Below are 15,995 nucleotides of genomic sequence, written 5' to 3' on the forward strand. Positions count from 1 at the left end.
GCCAGGAGTAGACGCTGAGCACCGAACTCCGCCTTCCCGCACCGGCGCGCGTCGTCGTACTCGTCTCCGGTTCCGGAACCCTCATGCAGGCGTTGCTGGACGCCACCGACCTCCCGATCGAGGTGGTCGCGGTCGGCGCCGACCGCGAGAACATCGAGGGCCTCAAGCGCGCCGAACGCGCGGGTGTCCCGCACTTCGCCGTGAAGCTGCGCGACCACGCCGACCGCGCGGCCTGGGACGCCGCCCTGACCGAGGCCGTGGCGTCGCACGAACCCGACCTCGTGGTGTCCGCCGGCTTCATGAAGATCATCGGCCCGCGGTTCCTCGCCCGCTTCGGCGGCCGGATGATCAACACCCACCCCGCGCTGCTGCCGGCCTTCCCCGGCGCGCACGGCGTGCGCGACGCCCTGGACTACGGCGTGCGCGTCACCGGGTCGACCGTGCACCTGGTCGACGCGGGCGTCGACACCGGGCCGATCCTCGCGCAGGAGGCCGTCGTCGTCGAACCCGGCGACACCGAGGAGACCCTGCACGAACGCATCAAGGTCGTCGAACGCCGGCTGCTCGTCGAGACGGTCGGCCGACTGGCCCGTGAGGGCTGCACCGTGAACGGACGAAAGGTGAGCATTCCGTGAGCACTCCTGCCGAGAGGCGACCGGTTCGCCGGGCCCTGATCGGGGTCTCCGACAAGGCCGGCCTGCTGGAACTGGCCACCGGCCTGCACGCGGCCGGAGTCGAGATCGTGTCCACCGGCGGCACTGCCAAGGTGCTCGCCGACGCGGGCGTCCCCGTGACGCCGGTCGAGCAGGTCACCGGGTTCCCCGAGTGCCTCGACGGCCGCGTCAAGACGCTGCACCCGCGAGTGCACGCCGGTCTGCTCGCGGACCTGCGCAAGGACTCGCACGTCCAGCAGCTGCGCGACATGGACATCGCGCCGTTCGACCTGCTGGTCGTGAACCTGTACCCGTTCACGCAGACCGTCGCGTCGGGTGCTTCCCCCGACGACTGCGTCGAGCAGATCGACATCGGCGGCCCCGCGATGGTCCGCGCGTCGGCCAAGAACCACGCGAACGTCGCGGTCGTCGTCGACCCGTCCCGCTACGGGTGGGTGCTGGAGAACGTCCGTGAGGGCGGCTTCACCCTGGCCGACCGGCAGCAGCTCGCGGCTGCGGCCTTCCGCCACACCGCGACCTACGACGTGGCCGTCGCGTCCTGGATCGGCAACGTGCTGGCGCCGGACGACGAGGGCAGCGGCTTCCCCGGCTGGGTCGGCGCGACCTGGAACCGCTCGAACGTGCTGCGCTACGGCGAAAACCCGCACCAGCACGCCGCGATCTACACGCAGGGCGACGGCCGTGTGGGCCTCGCGTCGGCGAAGCAGTTGCACGGCAAGGAGATGTCGTACAACAACTACCTCGACGGCGACGCCGCGTGGCGTGCCGCGTGGGACCACGAGCGTCCGTGCGTCGCGATCATCAAGCACGCGAACCCGTGCGGCATCGCGGTGTCCGACGTGAGCATCGCGGACGCGCACCGCAAGGCGCACGAGTGCGACCCGGTCAGCGCGTTCGGCGGCATCATCGCGGCCAACCGCGAGGTCACCGTGGAGATGGCCGAGTTCGTCTCGGAGATCTTCACCGAGGTGATCATCGCTCCGTCCTATGCGGACGGTGCGGTGGAGGTGTTGCAGCGCAAGAAGAACGTGCGCATCCTCGTGGCAGAGGCGCCGGCTCGTGGTGGCGCGGAGATGCGTCCGGTGTCCGGTGGCCTGCTGCTGCAGCAGCGCGACGCCATCGACGCCTCCGGTGACTCGCCCGCGAACTGGACGCTCGCGTGCGGCAAGCCCGCGGACGAGAAGACGCTGGCGGACCTGGAGTTCGCGTGGCGCGCCATCCGTGCCGTGAAGTCGAACGCGATCCTGCTGGCGGACGACGGCGCGACCGTCGGCGTCGGCATGGGCCAGGTCAACCGGGTCGACTCGTCGCACCTCGCGGTGAAGCGCGCCGGCGAGCGGGCCAAGGGCGCGGTCGCGGCGTCGGACGCGTTCTTCCCGTTCCCGGACGGCCTCGAAGTGCTGCTGGAGGCCGGTGTGCGCGCGGTCGTGCAGCCCGGCGGCTCGGTGCGCGACCCCGAGGTGATCGCGAAGGCCGAGGAGGCGGGCGTGACGCTGTACCTGACGGGTACGCGCCACTTCGCCCACTGATGTGCTGAGGGGCCGCCCGGTTCGCCGGGCGGCCCTCACGCTTGCGCGAGCAACGCCTCGGCGACGCCCCGCGCGGCGGCCTCGAACTCCGCGACGTCCGGCCGCTTGTTCGCGAACAGCCCGGCGTCCCAGCCGGCGTACCCGAGCTCGAACACCTTGTCGCCCTTGCGCGCGATGATGTCGAGGTGCAGGTATGCCGAACGGGTGTCCACCAGCACCGCGGTCGCCTCGTCGCCGAGCCCGTCGAGCTTCCGCTCGCTGATCGTGCCCTGGTTGTTCTGCTTCGACCGGGAGAGGCGTTGTTCGTACTCCGTCCCCGCGTCGTCGCCCTCGAACACGTGCACGTCCAAGGTGCGCAGTCCTGAGCCGTCGCGTCCCTTGGTCTGGTCCCAGGAGCACGTGGTGCTCGTGTGGTCCTGGTACTTCAGCTCGCGGGAGAGCGCGGGGTTGGAGTTGGTGGTGCGTGCGTTGGTCAGCACGGCCTCGGAGACGTTCGCACACGTCTCGGGCATCGTGCCGCCGCGTCTGGGGCTGCCGCCGTCGGCGTTCGAGTCCAGGTACAGGAACCCGGCCGTCGCCGCGACGCCGAGCACCAGCACGCCGGCGATGATCCCGATGACCAGCGGTGCCTTGTTCTTCTTCGGCGGTTGCGGCGGGTAGGGCTGCCAGGTCACAGCTTGCCCAGCACGTCGTTCATGACCGCGGTCGCCGTCTGCCTGAGGTCGTTCATGTCGGGCTTGCCCAGGCTGAACAGGCCGGGATCCGCACCCGTGTACTCGACCAGGACGGCCCGGTCGCCCTTGCGTGCCACGAGCGCGTACTCGGCGGGTGCCTCGCTCGCCCTGCTCCGCTCGTAGGCCTTGGCCTCGTCACCCAGGCCGCTGACCGCGCCGACCTCCTTGGTCGTGCTGTCGGACAACAACACCTCGCCCAAGGCCTTGAACTTGTCCTCGCCGTCCCAGATCTTGATCCGCAGCGACCGGTACCCCGGTGCGTCGCGGCCGGCGGTCTGCTCCCAGTGGCAGTTGGTGTCGCCCTCTCCCAGGTCGGCCGACTGCGATCCGTCCGGGTTCGTGGTGCGGGCCTTGGCGAGCGTCTCCGGGGACACGGTGTTGCACCGCTCCGGCAGCGCGTCGTTGCGCTGCGGGTAGCCGTGGTCCTTGCGGGCGTTGAAGAAGAAGAAACCACCGGTGCCGAGTCCGCCGAGGAGCAGGACGACGGCGACGATCACCACGGCGATGACCGCGCCCTTGCCCTTCTTCCGCGGCGGCTGCGGCGGGTAGCCCGGTTGCTGCGGGTAGCCCTGCGGCGGGTATCCGCCCTGCTGAGGCGGTGGTGGTTGCTGCTGCCAGCCCTGCTGCGGAGGGTGCTGCTGCCAGCCCTGAGGTGAGTTCACGGGAGTTCCTCGTCAGAAAGAACGGTCCAGGCCAACGTAGTTGACCTTGCTGGTGCGCGTGGTGCGTCTCGGTGAATGCGATTCGCCCGATCGGGTGGCTTCTGGGATTGACACGGGGGTGCGCATCCGCGCTACGATCATCCCGTTCGTTCGAACAGGAGTTCGAATAAGCAAGTCGCCGAACTTCCCGCGGCGACCGTGCACAGGGGTGCGCACGGTCCGTACGGGAGGTGGGTGGAGTGTCCAGGTCGGCAACGGCGTCGTTGGCCGCGCTCGGGGTGAACCCGGCCAGCGAGCTGACCAGCACCACCACCGACCACACCACGGGGCGGGTGCTGCCGGTTCGCGGGGAACTGGCAGGCCTGCTGCCGTGGGGCGGCTTGCGGGCGGGCAGCACGGTGTCGGTGGGCGGATCGACATCGCTACTGCTGGCCCTGCTCGCGGGCGCGACCGCGGACGGCTGCTGGGCCGCCGTGGTCGGCCTGCCGCAGGTGGGGGTGCTGGCCGCGGCCGAGCTCGGGGTCTCGGTGCAGCGGCTGGCACTCGTTCCTCGCCCCGGCTCCGATCCCGGCCCGGTGATCGCGGCCCTGCTGGACGGCATCGACCTGGTGGCCGTCGCGTGCCCACTACCTCCTTCGCTCGCACGGCGCCTCACGGCCCGTGCCCGCCAACGCCGTGCCGTGCTCATCGCCTTCGGCTCCTGGCCCTCCGCCGACGTGGAGCTGACCGCGGAGTCCGTGCGCTGGAACTCCCTCGACGACGGCGCGGAAACGTTGCGGCGTCAGCAGATCAGCGTGCGCAGCGGTGGCCGCGGGTCTGCGGGCAGGCCGCGGCACGTGCTGCTGACGTTCGGGGAAGAAGAGATCGAGCTCCCGCTGGTGGCCGGCGAACCTGCCAGGTCCGACGAGCCGGCTGATGCCGGTCCGGACCAGGTGGACGAGCTGGCCGCCAGGCGGGCTACAACCCAGGAGCAGCCCGCGTGAAGGACGCACGCCTGCTCGCGGTCTGGTGCCCGGACTGGCCCGTCGTCGCCGCCTGCACCGCGTCCGGCACCGGTCAGCACGTGCCGGTGGCGGTCGTCGACGGCAACGAGATCGTGGCCACCTCGGCCGTCGCTCGCGCCGAGGGCGTCCGCAGAGCCATGCGCAAACGCATGGCTGAGTCGACGTGCCCCGAACTCGTCGTCTTCGAGCACGACCCGCAGCGCGACGCCAGGTTCTTCGAGCCCGTCGCGGAGGCCGTGGAGGAGCTCGCGCCCGGCATCGAGGTCGTCGAGCCCGGCCTGGTCGCCGTGCCCGCGCGGGGGCCGGTCAACTACTTCTCCTCCGCCGAACGGGCCGCGGAACGCATCGTCGACCACATCGCCGCGCGCACGAACGTCGAGGCGCAGGTGGGCCTGGCCGACAGCCTCTTCGCCGCCACGAAAGCCGCGCACCGCAACATGATCGTGCCGCCGGACCGGACCGCGGAGTTCCTCAGGCCGTTGGGCGTGCACGAGCTCGACGCGCCGGAGCTGGTCGATCTGCTGCGCAGGCTCGGTCTGAAGACGCTCGGCGCGTTCGCGGACGTGCCGGAGAACGCGGTGGCGTCGAGGTTCGGCGGACCGGCGACGCGTCAGCACCGCCTGGCGCGCGGGCTCGCCGAACGTCCGCTCGACAAGCGCAGGCCCGCCCCCGAACTGGCCGTCACGGAGACCTTCGACGACCCGGTCGAGCGCATCGACGCGGCCGCGTTCGCCGCGAAGATCCTCTCGGAGCGGCTGCACGAGAACCTCGCCGCGAGAAGCCTCGCGTGCACGCGGCTCGGCATCCACGCCCGCACCGAGCACGACGAGGAGCTGCACCGGGTCTGGCGGGCCGCGGAACCGTTGACACCACGGGGAATCGCGGACCGCGTGCGCTGGCAGCTCGACGGCTGGCTCACCCGCGAACGCCTCACCTCGGGCATCAGGACGCTCACCCTCGAACCGGTCGAGGTCGTCAACGGCACCGCGTTGCAGCTCGGGTTGTGGGGCCACGACGACGAACGCGCGGTGCGGGCCCTGCTGCACGTCCAGGGCCTGCTCGGCCCCGACGGCGTGCTCACGCCGGTGCTCGACGGCGGCAGGGGGCCGAAGGAGCGGGTCAGGCTCGTGCCGTGGGGCGACGAGCGGACACCGGCGCACAACCCGGACCACCCGTGGCCCGGCCGGCTCCCCAGGGCGCCCGCGACGCTCGCCGACGACCCCGCCGACCTGACCGACGCCGACGGCAACGAGGTCGGCGTGACCGGGCGTCTCGAGCTCACCGCACAGCCCAAGAAGCTTGCCGTGAGAGGAAGAACGCAGGAGGTGACCGCGTGGGCCGGGCCGTGGCCGGTCGACGAGCGGTGGTGGGCGCCGGACCCGCACCGGGCCGCGCGCATCCAGGTGCAGACGAACGACCAGGCGTTCCTGCTGATCCGCAGGGACCAGAGGTGGTTCCTGGAAGGGGTGTACGACTGATGCAGGACGAGTACTGGGATCTGCTGGAGACCCTGATCCCGTTGCCGCGCAAGGCGCCTGAGCAAGGGATCTGATGGGCTGGAACAACCCGCCGGTCCGCTGGAGGGAGCTGGAACGGGCCCTCTCCGGCAAGCCCGCCGAGCAGAAGCCCGACGGCGGCGACAGTCCCGCGTGGTCACGGCACCGGGACAGGTACACCGCGCCGCCGGGTTTCGAGCTGCGCGTGGACGAGGCCGCGACCACCCGCAGGCGCGTGCCGTACGCGGAGCTGCACTGCCACTCCAACTTCAGCTGGCTCGACGGCGCGAGCCACCCCGAGGAGCTCGTAGAGGAGGCGCAACGGCTCAAGCTCGACGCCATCGCGATCACCGACCACGACGGCATGTACGGCGTGGTGCGGTTCGCCGAGGCCGCCAAGGAACTCGGGATGCACACGGTGTTCGGCGCCGAGCTCAGCATCGGGCTCGGCAAACCCGCCAACGGCGAACCGGATCCCGAGGGTGATCACCTGCTTCTCCTCGCGCGCCAGCAGGAGGGCTACCACGCCCTGTGCCGCACGCTGACCACCGGACACCTCGACGACAACGCGGAGAAGGGAAAACCGGTCTACGACGTCGAGCAGATCGTGGCCGACACCTTGGGCGAGGTCGTGGTGCTGACGGGCTGCCGCAAGGGAACCGTCCGCAGAGCGCTCGTCAGGGAAGGGCCGGAGGCGGCGTTCCGGGAGATCGTCAGGCTCACCGAGCTCTTCGGCAAGGGACGCGTCCACGTCGAGCTGACCGACCACGGGTTGCCCGAGGACAGCAGGCGCAACGACATCCTCAACGCGATGGCGCAGAAGCTCAAACTTCCTGTCGTGGCAACGAATGCCGTGCACTACGCGACGCCGAGCCGTGGCAGGCTCGCCGCCGCGATGGCCGCCGTGCGCGCACGGAGCAGCCTCGACGACATGGCCGGCTGGCTGCCGCCGTCACCCGCCGCGTTCCTGCGCAGCGGCGAGGAGATGTTCCACCGGTTCCGCCGCTTTCCCGGCGCCGTGCACAACGCCGCGTTGCTCGGCATGCAGCTGGCGTTCGACCTGAGGCTGGTCGCGCCGAAGCTGCCACCGTTCGACGTGCCGCCCGGTCACACCGAGAACACCTGGCTGCGCAAGCTCACCTATGAGGGCGCGCGCCGGCGGTACCCCGACGGCGACGAGAAGGCGTTCCGGCAGATCGAGCACGAGCTGAAGATCATCGAACAGCTCGGCTTCCCCGGCTACTTCCTCGTCGTGCACGACATCGTGAACTTCTGCAAGGAGAACGACATCCTCTGCCAGGGCAGGGGCAGCGCCGCCAACTCCGCGGTGTGCTTCGCGCTCGGCATCACCAACGTCGACGCCGTCCGCTTCGACCTGCTCTTCGAACGCTTCCTCGCCCCCGCCCGCGACGGCCCTCCCGACATCGACGTCGACATCGAGTCCGACCGGCGTGAGGAGGTGATCCAGCACGTCTACGCCAAGTACGGCCGCCGGCACGCGGCACAGGTCGCGAACGTCATCACCTACCGCGCCCGTTCCGCGGTGCGCGACATGGCCCGCGCGCTCGGCCACTCGCCGGGCCAGCAGGACGCGTGGAGCAAGCAGATAGACAGGTGGGGCCCGCTCAGCGTCACCACCGACGACTGCGACATCCCGCGTGACGTGCTGGAGCTCTCCGCCCAGCTGGAGAACTTCCCGCGCCACCTCGGCATCCACTCCGGCGGCATGGTGATCTGCCACCGCGCCGTCAGCGAGGTGTGCCCGGTGGAGAAGGCGCGCATGGACAAGCGCACGGTCCTGCAGTGGGACAAGGACGACTGCGCGTCCATCGGCCTGGTGAAGTTCGACCTGCTCGGCCTCGGCATGCTCTCCGCGCTGCACTACGCCATCGACCTCGTGCGCGACCACGAGGGCGTTGACGTCGACATGGGTCGCATCGATCTGAATGATCAACGTGTCTACGAGATGTTGCAGAAAGCCGACTCCGTGGGCGTCTTCCAGGTCGAGAGCCGCGCGCAGATGGCGACGCTGCCGCGCCTGAAACCACGCGAGTTCTACGACCTCGTCGTCGAGGTGGCCCTGATCAGGCCCGGCCCGATCCAGGGCGGCTCGGTGCACCCGTACATCAGGCGCCGCAACAAGGTCGAGAAGTGGGACTACGACCACCCGTTGCTGGAGAACGCCTTGAAGAAGACCTACGGCGTGCCGTTGTTCCAGGAACAGCTCATGCAGATCGCGGTGGACGTGGCCGGCTTCACCGCAGCCGAGGCCGACGAACTGCGCCGCGCGATGGGCGCCAAACGCTCCACCGCCCGCATGGAACGGCTGCGCGACCGCTTCTACGAGGGCTGTGCCGTGAACGGCATCGACGAGGAGCTCGCCGGGCGCATCTACGCGAAACTGCTGGCGTTCGCCAACTTCGGCTTCCCCGAGTCGCACGCCCTGTCGTTCGCGCACCTGGTGTTCGTGAGCGCGTGGTTCAAGCTCTACCACCCGGCAGCCTTCTGCGCGGCCCTGCTCCGAGCCCAGCCGATGGGCTTCTACTCCCCGCAGTCGCTGGTGATCGACGCCCGCCGCCACGGCGTGACGGTCCACGGCCCGTGCGTGAACAGGTCGCTCCCCTGGGCGGGCCTGGAACCGTTGGGCGCCCAGAACGCCGTCCGCATCGGCCTGTCCGCCGTACGCGGCATCGGCGAAGCAGACGCCGAGCGAATCGTTGCCGCCCAACCGTTCCACGACATGGAGGACTTCGGCACCCGCGTGCAACTCACCACCGCCCAGGTGGAAGCACTGGCCACCGCGGGCGCGTTCTCGTGCTTCGGCCTGCAGCGCCGCGAGGCGTTGTGGGCAGCCGGCGCGATCGCCGCCATCCGCCCAGACCGCCTGCCGGGCACCACGGTAGGAGTCGACGCGCCTTCATTGCCCGGCATGGACGACGTGGAACTGGCGGTGGCGGACGTCTGGGCCACGGGCCTGTCCCCGGACAGCTTCCCGACCCAGTTCGTGCGGTCCACTTTGGACTCGATGGGAGCACTGCCGGTGACCGCCCTGGCCTCAGCAGAACCGGGAACGCGCGTGCTGATCGGCGGCGCCGTGACACACCGGCAGCGCCCGGCAACGGCGGGCGGAGTCACGTTCCTCAACATCGAGGACGAGACCGGGATGGTGAACGTCGTGTGCTCGCCGGGGTTGTGGGCGCGGTACCGGAGGGTGGCGCGCAGCAGCGGGGCGATGCTCGTGCGGGGCGTGGTGGAGTCGGCAGAGGGCGTCGTGAGCGTGATGGCGGACCGGTTGCAGCACCTCGACCTGCGGATTCCGTCGAAGTCGCGCGACTTCCGTTGAGCTCACAGCTTCGGTGGGGCGTGCAGACGGCGCACGACGGGTGGCCGGAGCAGCCGGACCCAGGCCTGAGTGGTGGTCTCCTTGTTCGACACCTCCGTCGGCCTGTACGCCTTGGCGTGGCTGAGTTCGCTGTGCCGGATGACCTCGTCGAAGAACCACGCTGAGCCGATGACCGCCAGAACTGCCGAGGAGTTCTTCTTCAGTGCGCTCCTGGTGACATCGGCGTCGAGGAGCCGGAACGTGTGGTTGATCGCGGACCCGGTCACGCCGTACAGGTCGTAGTTGACCTCACCCGCGTTCAGGGCGAGCCGCAGCCGTATCCGTTCGCGTGGCGGGTGTATGCGGTTGTGCCGCGTCAACGCCTCGACGAGCGCGTTCGGGAGGTGGTCGGCGAGCAACGTCTTGCGCACGTCGGCAGGGACGAGCACGAGCACGCCGTCTCCTCTGTCCTCGTGACGGCACGATGCCCAGGGAATGCCGGCGGCGTCAAAGGCGGTTCGCATCGCCTTGTACATGCCGTGCCGGATCCGTACCTGGTTGATGTTGTTGCGGTTGTGCTGCCCGAATCCCTCGATGTCCGCTGCCACGATCGTGCAGTGCGCCGTGGTGAGCGTGAGGGGTTCGTCGCCGACGTCGACCAGCAGTTCGTTGCGCGCGTTCGGCCCGAACGGCTCGGGTGTGGGACTGCTCGTCATCGTTCCTCCCCCTGCGGCCTCGGGTGTGCTGCGGCAGCGTCGTTCCGTCGACAGGCAAACCCCGTGGCGCACGGTTCGACTCGAGCAGGTGTGGAAGGGAGGCCTCGCCCTGACGCTACGGAACCTTGTGATGGTCTGGTTACTGTAACCTGAAACGCATCCAGTTCAAAGCAGGTTCGGTCAACCGCGTGATATACCTGTGCGTTTGTCCGATCAGACGCCGCCGAAGGGGGAGGCTGTGTTGGCATCACCCGTCGTCGCAGCGTGGGAGCTCGCGCTCCGGCTGCGGCAGCAGCGCGACCAGCTGGGCGTGGAGGTCAAGACGATCACCCAGGCGCTGGGCTTCTCGCGCAACTACTGGTCTGCCGTCGAGAACGAGCGCAAGGTCCTTTCCGAAGAGAGCCTCGTCAAGCTCATGGAGCTGCTCGAGTTCGATGAGGAGGAACGGCAGGAGCTGCTCGAACTCCGCGTGGCCGCCAAGGAGCGCGGCTGGTGGACGCGGTACGGAACGCTGCTGGACAGCGATCTCCAGCGACTGATCGGCCTGGAGGCCGGCGCGGAGACCGTTCGGTGCTACGAGAGCCTCCTCATCCCGGGCATGCTGCAGACGGAGGACTACGCCAGGGCCATCATGACTCCTGACGCCACCATTCGAAAGGTGGAAGTCGATCAGCGAATTCAGGTGCGCCTTCGGCGGCAGGGGAGATTTGTTGACGAAAATCCGCTGAAGATGATCGCCATAATCAGCGAGGCTGCTCTCCGGCAGCAAATCGGCGGGCCTGCAGTACTTCGTGATCAGCTGATGCACCTGGCTCGAAACATCGAAGAGCGTGAGGACAGGCTTGAGGTCCGGGTAATTCCCTTCACGGCCACGGCTTGCGGGTTGTTCGGAGCTGCGACCATTCATTTGATCGAATTCCCCAACCCCAGGTTGCCCACCGTCGGTTGGCAGGAGACCGTCACCACCAGGGGTGTCATCACCGAGAGCGGTCAGGTACGTGACATCATGCTCACCTACCAGGACGCGCTCAAAAACACCTTGAGCGCACGGCAGTCGTTGGAACTGCTGCATCAGCGCATCAAGGAGCTGGATTGATCGGCCAGAAGGACTCGGCGTCGCCCCGTGCGCGGCGTGGATGGCTCACGAGCAGCTACTCCAACGCTTCGGGGAGCTGTGTCGAGGTCAACCTCGACACTTGCGACGTTCTGGTGCGCGACAGCAAGGACCGACGTGACGGTCAGCCTGTTCTGAGGATTTCCAAAGAGGCTTGGGAATCATTTGTTGAAGAGGTTTCCTGAAGGACTGGTGTCGCTCGGTCGACTGGGTCATCAGTCGCGATCTACATTTGTTCGTTCGGTTGCAATGTGTGTGTCCCGGCTATTCGTGGAAGGCGGCAAGCGACGCCTCCGCAGCGTTGTCGTGGGATGCGAGCTCGACTGCGTGGAACTGACAGTCGAGCTCGTTCACGAGTTTTCACGCTAACTGCGGTTCTGTCGGGCGCTGGTCACGACTGCCGCACGATCTGGTGCTCGTCGGCCGACTTCAGGTGCGCGGTGCACGGGGTGCACCGCGCATCAGGTGACGACTCGGAGAGCCTGGCGTCTGGATCAGCCAGGTCGCTCCAGGCCGATGGCTTCTACATGAGCAGCGGGTCGATGTCGCAGTCCGCGCGCGTGTCCTTGACCGCGGCGATGGTTGCCGGGTGGGCCTCGCCGAGGACCTTCCGGTACTTGTCCAGGATCGGGGCGCTGTAGGACTTGGCTTCATCGGTCCGCCCTGCTGCGCGCAGGTCGAGGCCGAGGTTGATCGCGGCTGCCAGCGTGGTGGGGTGGTTGGGGCCCAGCACTCGCTCGGCGCGTTCGACCGTGTCCTGACCCAGAGCCGCTGCCGGCTCGACATCACCAACGGCCGCCAGGTCGCTGGCGAGATTGATGGCCGCGATGACCGCATAGGGATGATTGCGGCCGACGTTGATGCGGAGGAGCTCCAGTGCCCGTTCGTCCAACACGCGTGCATCGGCTGCCTGACCGCGTAGCCGCAACGTGATCGCGAGGTCGACCGTCGCGGCGATCGTGTGCGGATGCTGCTCTCCGAGGCTGCGGCGATACGTCTCGAGTGTCTTTTCACCGATGGCCTTCGCCGCGGCGAGATCGCCCGAGTGGCGAAGGTCGATCGAGTGCGCCAGTGCACAGGCCGTGGTGGTGGGGTGGTCGGCGCCGTACGCCGCTGCGAATCGTGAGAGAGCCGCGGTCGACAGTTCCAGTGCGGACCTGTGATCGCCGTCCTTGCGCCTCGCGACAGACAGCAGGAACCACATGACCACGGTGTCGGCCTGGTCTTCGCCGAACCGTGTCCGGTAGATCTCGGTAACCCGCTCTTGGTCGATCCGGGCTCGCATGTACTCGCCGGCCTCTCTGCGGTCGACGACGAGGGCCGCGTTGGTGCTGAGCGTTGTGGGATGGTCGGGGCCGAGAACCTCGATCCGTCGACGAAGGGTGTTCTCGTCGAGGTCGGCTGCTGCCTGGTACTCCCCGGACAGGCGAAGGCTGAGTGCGTGTTGGTAAGCGGCTTGGAGCGTTTCCGGGTCGTCCTCGCCGAACAGCCGCTTGGTCTTGTGGTAGATCTCCTCGCTCAGCCTCAACCCCTGCGCGAAGTCGCCCTTGGCGCGCAGGTCGATGAGGATGTTCGTCTGCAGTGTGCGAGTTTCTTCGCTGTCCTCGCCGGACACCTGGATGCGTCGGTGCAGGGTGAGTTGGTTGGTCCTGGCGGCTTCCTCGTAGCGGCCCAGGCCCCAGAGGTACAGGCCGAGCCGTTGGGCGACGTCGAGGGTGTGCGGGTCGGTGGGGCCCAGTTGCCGCTCGAACTTTTCCAGCGCGTATTCGGCGAACCTGGCGGCTTCCTCGTGGTCGCCCCATGCGAAGAGGTAACGCATCAGGTTGATCGCGAACTGCCGGACGCGATCGTTGCCGCAGTCGACGATGTCGGCCGCGTAGGCGTGGGGGAGCAGCTCGCGGTAGCGCGGCCAGTGGCGAGCTGACTCGGGATCGTTCGGGTCGAGGCTCGTGAGCAGCTGGTGTGCGGCGTGGCGCATCTGGGCCTGCAGTTGGGGCGCCATCACGCGTTTGCGGAGCACCAACTGGACCAGTCGGTGGAGCTGGATGGTGTTGTTGGCGTGGTCGATCTTCGCGAGGCCGTAGCGGTTGATGTCGCGGATGGCCTTTGCGAGCTTGATCGGGTCGCGTAGTGCGGCGTCGAGTTCCGGAGAGATCGAGACGCCTCGGCTGACGCCGGTGAACAGGTCGCGGGGGATCGGTTCTGGCGAGAAGAAGGCGCAGATGTGCAGGATCTGGTGGGCTGCGGGGTTGCGGGTCTTCAGTTCGTCGAAGGAGACGTTCCAGGCTGCGGCGACGGAGACCTCGTAGGCCGGTGGTGCGGAGGTGTCGAGGATTTCGGCCACGGACTCGTCGAACAGACGCAGGTACTCGGCCACCGGCATACCGGTCATCGCTCGCCATGTGGCCGCTTGTTCGACCGCCAGTGGGAGGTCTCCGAGCTTCTCGGCCAGTCGGTTCGCGTCGTCGACGTTGATGTCCGGGCCGCGTTTGCCGAGCAGTTCGATGCTTTCGTCGCGCTCGAACACCCCGAGTTCGACCGATGTCGCCGCGCCGGTCCAGCCTGGGTTGCACGAGGTGATGAGCACTTCGCCGGGGCCGCTGGTGGGGATGAACGGCAGCACTTCCTCGGGGCTCTCCGCCGCGTCGAAGACGAGCAGCCACCGCCGGAACGGCCTGCCCAGACGCAGCGCCTCGCGGACTGCCGGTACCGCCGTGTTCGACTCCGCCGCACCCGGCAGGCCCAGCCGTCTGGCAAGTTCGGTGAGGCTGGCCCGGATCTGGGTCGGACGGGCGGCTTCGATCCACCAGATCACGTCGTAGTCCTGGGAATGGCGGTAGATGTACTCGGTCGCCATCTGGGTTTTGCCGACGCCGCCCATGCCGTGCAGGGCTGCGGGGAGCACCGCTGTCGTGCCGCCTCTGGTCAGGCGCTCGCCCAGCTGTTCAAGCAGTTCCCTCCTACCGGTGAAGTTGAGATTTCGCGGCGGCACACTTCCCCAAACGGCGGGCGGATCGTCGTGGTGCCGCATGTGAACTCCCTGGTGGTTGGACGAGGTGAGGTGGACCGACGAGGAATTGAACGAATCGGGAACGTCCGTATCACCGGGTCGAGCAGAGCAGACGTCCGAAGAGGAAGTGGTCGCAGACTCGTAGGCGTGATTGGCCGATTCGTGCATGTCCTCACTCGCAGTCTTGGTGGCGTACTGAATTGATTCAGTACGTAGTGCGGGACGGCTCGTGCAGCACATCGCTCAACAGTTGTTGGTTACGGGGCAGATATGGGCCGGACAGTGCCCTCATGACTGCGCACTCCAGCTCGACATCAGCTGGATTCGCGCTGGTCGGTCTGCCGTGTTGTGCGGTGCGCCTACAGGTACTCGGAGGTTTCCGAGAGGGGGAACTCGACTGGAGAACTCGGTGGCCGCAGGCAGGGCAATGCCGCTGATCTCAGGCTGTCGAGGGTTGAAGAGTAGTGGTCACGAGCTGCCTCCAAAAGGTAAAGGCACTTGTGTCTCGAGCTGACTGACTTGCGCTCCTGTTGAAGGGTACAACAACCCTCTGGGGGAGCAATTCTTCGAGGTGGTCGTTTCCTGTTTCCGGAACGGATCGTTTCCGAAAAGAGAGTGATGTCCATGTCGCCGACTCGTTGGCAGGCGGTGTGCAGTGTCAAGTAGCTGGATGTGGTATATGCACGCCACTTCGTCGGTGGGCGTTCGCTGTCGCCCAATGCTCAGCAGCTCATTCGTTTCACTCCTCGCTTGAACCAGGTCAGTGCATACCGCGAGATCGCCGACGGGTCGTCCCTCGGTGCCGTGGTCAGCGCCATGGGTGCGGCGCAGCGCTGGTTGGGCGGGGCGAAGGGGTGTCCACTACCGCAGCCCAATCCATCTGGAATCACTCTGCACGGCGTCGATCGGATTATCTCCCGGCCGTGATGCTCCGACAGAGTGAATTTGCTCAACGGGCGGGTTCTCCAGCATGGAGTCCCGGCGCGAGCGTCAGAGGTGCTGCCAGTGTTTGCGTGCATTGGTTTGAGTGACCTCACGATCACTGCGTAGTCGAGCAAGAGCGGGTGCGGATCTCCGGAACAGCGGCTTTCCGGCAGGTGCAGTTCCGCAGTTGAAGCAGATCGCCGCAGCAAGGTGGCACTGCGGCCCCAGCTTCGGCGATCACGTCATCGGCTGAATATTCCAAGTCGTCCAGACCGGCTTCGGGCAGCCCGCAGGTGACTGGACCAGTCGAGCGCATCGCATGGCGTCAGTGGGAGGTAGCCGTCGGAATCGATCTTGTCCGGCTTCGTCGTGAACGTCCAGATGCAGGTACGACTCGCACTGAATGAGAATCCAGGCCCGCGTGCCTTTCTGGCGCATCAGAAGGTAAAGCCGCCAGAATCGGCGTCCGGCGGGCGGTTTGTTGAGGCCGTGCCGCTAATGCCTTGCTCGTTTCGGACCAATGCGCAGCCTGGACGTCGGTCTACCGGAGCGGTCCACCCGTGCGCCATCATGGAGTTGCCTGCTCTGACCGGGTCACGGCGTGAGGGGATCGACGGATGAGTTCGTACGGTAGTCAACCTGGCATCGAATCAAAACTGATCGACGTGGACGGAGTTCCCTTTACCAAGTTGCACGAGCTCGACGACGAAGCCTTGCGCGACTCGGTACAGCACGTGGTCGAGCGGGCCAGTCTCGTACGGGCAGTGCACAGATCGTCCAATGCCGCCGGTGGTGAGCGGATCGACTGAC

At 67.7% G+C, this 15,995-nt stretch carries 12 protein-coding genes; 8 read left to right on the forward strand and 4 right to left on the reverse strand.

Going from position 1 to position 15,995, the window contains the following annotated elements; all coding sequences use genetic code 11:
• Positions 1-14 precede the first annotated feature (14 nt).
• Both purN and purH read left to right on the forward strand, forming a co-directional pair.
• The gene (gene purN / locus AOM45_RS29575; RefSeq protein WP_030470838.1) at positions 15-635 is read left to right on the forward strand and encodes a phosphoribosylglycinamide formyltransferase; all 621 of its coding nucleotides are present in this window, start codon (positions 15-17) and stop codon (positions 633-635) included.
• Positions 632-2,203, forward strand: a complete 1,572-nt coding sequence (gene purH, locus AOM45_RS29580; RefSeq protein ID WP_030470837.1) for a bifunctional phosphoribosylaminoimidazolecarboxamide formyltransferase/IMP cyclohydrolase — start codon at positions 632-634, stop codon at positions 2,201-2,203. The genes purN and purH overlap by 4 nt, the downstream gene beginning before the upstream one ends.
• A gap of 35 nt (positions 2,204-2,238) precedes the next feature.
• Here the strand turns inward: purH and AOM45_RS29585 are convergent, their stop codons facing one another.
• Entirely contained in the window at positions 2,239-2,877 is a 639-nt protein-coding gene (locus AOM45_RS29585; protein ID WP_030470836.1) for a hypothetical protein, read from the reverse strand.
• On the reverse strand, positions 2,874-3,599 hold the full coding sequence (locus AOM45_RS29590) for a hypothetical protein (RefSeq protein WP_030470835.1): 726 nt from the start codon (positions 3,597-3,599) through the stop codon (positions 2,874-2,876). Before AOM45_RS29590 ends, AOM45_RS29585 begins: the two co-directional genes overlap by 4 nt.
• Positions 3,600-3,838: 239 nt before the next feature.
• Between AOM45_RS29590 and imuA' the strand changes: the two genes are divergently transcribed.
• The 3 genes from imuA' (at position 3,839) to AOM45_RS29605 (ending at position 9,442) form a co-directional block, all read left to right on the forward strand.
• The gene (imuA', locus tag AOM45_RS29595; protein WP_081902474.1) at positions 3,839-4,582 is read left to right on the forward strand and encodes a DnaE2-dependent mutagenesis accessory factor ImuA'; all 744 of its coding nucleotides are present in this window, start codon (positions 3,839-3,841) and stop codon (positions 4,580-4,582) included.
• Positions 4,579-6,081 carry a DNA polymerase Y family protein gene (locus AOM45_RS29600; protein WP_051784251.1) on the forward strand — a complete coding sequence of 501 codons (1,503 nt, stop codon included), beginning with the start codon at positions 4,579-4,581 and terminating at the stop codon, positions 6,079-6,081. The genes imuA' and AOM45_RS29600 overlap by 4 nt, the downstream gene beginning before the upstream one ends.
• 73 nt (positions 6,082-6,154) lie before the next feature.
• On the forward strand, positions 6,155-9,442 hold the full coding sequence (locus tag AOM45_RS29605) for an error-prone DNA polymerase (RefSeq protein ID WP_030470832.1): 3,288 nt from the start codon (positions 6,155-6,157) through the stop codon (positions 9,440-9,442).
• A 2-nt stretch (positions 9,443-9,444) separates the two neighbouring features.
• Here AOM45_RS29605 and AOM45_RS29610 read toward each other — a convergent pair whose 3' ends face one another.
• Positions 9,445-10,137: a hypothetical protein gene (locus tag AOM45_RS29610; RefSeq protein ID WP_051784250.1), complete on the reverse strand. Its 693-nt coding sequence runs from the start codon at positions 10,135-10,137 to the stop codon at positions 9,445-9,447.
• 241 nt (positions 10,138-10,378) lie between these two features.
• Between AOM45_RS29610 and AOM45_RS29615 the strand changes: the two genes are divergently transcribed.
• The gene (locus AOM45_RS29615; RefSeq protein ID WP_236703875.1) at positions 10,379-11,233 is read left to right on the forward strand and encodes a Scr1 family TA system antitoxin-like transcriptional regulator; all 855 of its coding nucleotides are present in this window, start codon (positions 10,379-10,381) and stop codon (positions 11,231-11,233) included.
• A complete protein-coding gene (locus AOM45_RS49960) occupies positions 11,230-11,436 on the forward strand; it encodes a DUF397 domain-containing protein (protein ID WP_236703876.1) in 207 nt (68 codons plus the stop codon). Before AOM45_RS29615 ends, AOM45_RS49960 begins: the two co-directional genes overlap by 4 nt.
• Positions 11,437-11,774: 338 nt before the next feature.
• Here AOM45_RS49960 and fxsT read toward each other — a convergent pair whose 3' ends face one another.
• Positions 11,775-14,282 carry an FxSxx-COOH system tetratricopeptide repeat protein gene (gene fxsT / locus AOM45_RS29620; RefSeq protein WP_082157645.1) on the reverse strand — a complete coding sequence of 836 codons (2,508 nt, stop codon included), beginning with the start codon at positions 14,280-14,282 and terminating at the stop codon, positions 11,775-11,777.
• A 1,520-nt stretch (positions 14,283-15,802) separates the two neighbouring features.
• On the opposite strand from fxsT, the gene AOM45_RS49965 reads away from it, so the two are divergent.
• Positions 15,803-15,994, forward strand: a complete 192-nt coding sequence (locus AOM45_RS49965) for a hypothetical protein (RefSeq protein ID WP_081902472.1) — start codon at positions 15,803-15,805, stop codon at positions 15,992-15,994.
• The last annotated feature ends 1 nt before the right edge of the window (position 15,995 follow it).

Origin of the sequence: Lentzea aerocolonigenes, from assembly GCF_000974445.1 — a bacterium.
Taxonomy (GTDB): Bacteria; Actinomycetota; Actinomycetes; order Mycobacteriales; family Pseudonocardiaceae; genus Lentzea; species Lentzea aerocolonigenes.

Coding starts and splice junctions, on each gene's coding strand:
- AOM45_RS49965 (WP_081902472.1), top strand. CDS start 15,803: ATGAGTTCGTACGGTAGTCAACCTGGCATCGAATCAAAACTGATCGAC.
- fxsT (WP_082157645.1), bottom strand. CDS start 14,282: ATGCGGCACCACGACGATCCGCCCGCCGTTTGGGGAAGTGTGCCGCCG.
- AOM45_RS29610 (WP_051784250.1), bottom strand. CDS start 10,137: ATGACGAGCAGTCCCACACCCGAGCCGTTCGGGCCGAACGCGCGCAAC.
- AOM45_RS29605 (WP_030470832.1), top strand. CDS start 6,155: ATGGGCTGGAACAACCCGCCGGTCCGCTGGAGGGAGCTGGAACGGGCC.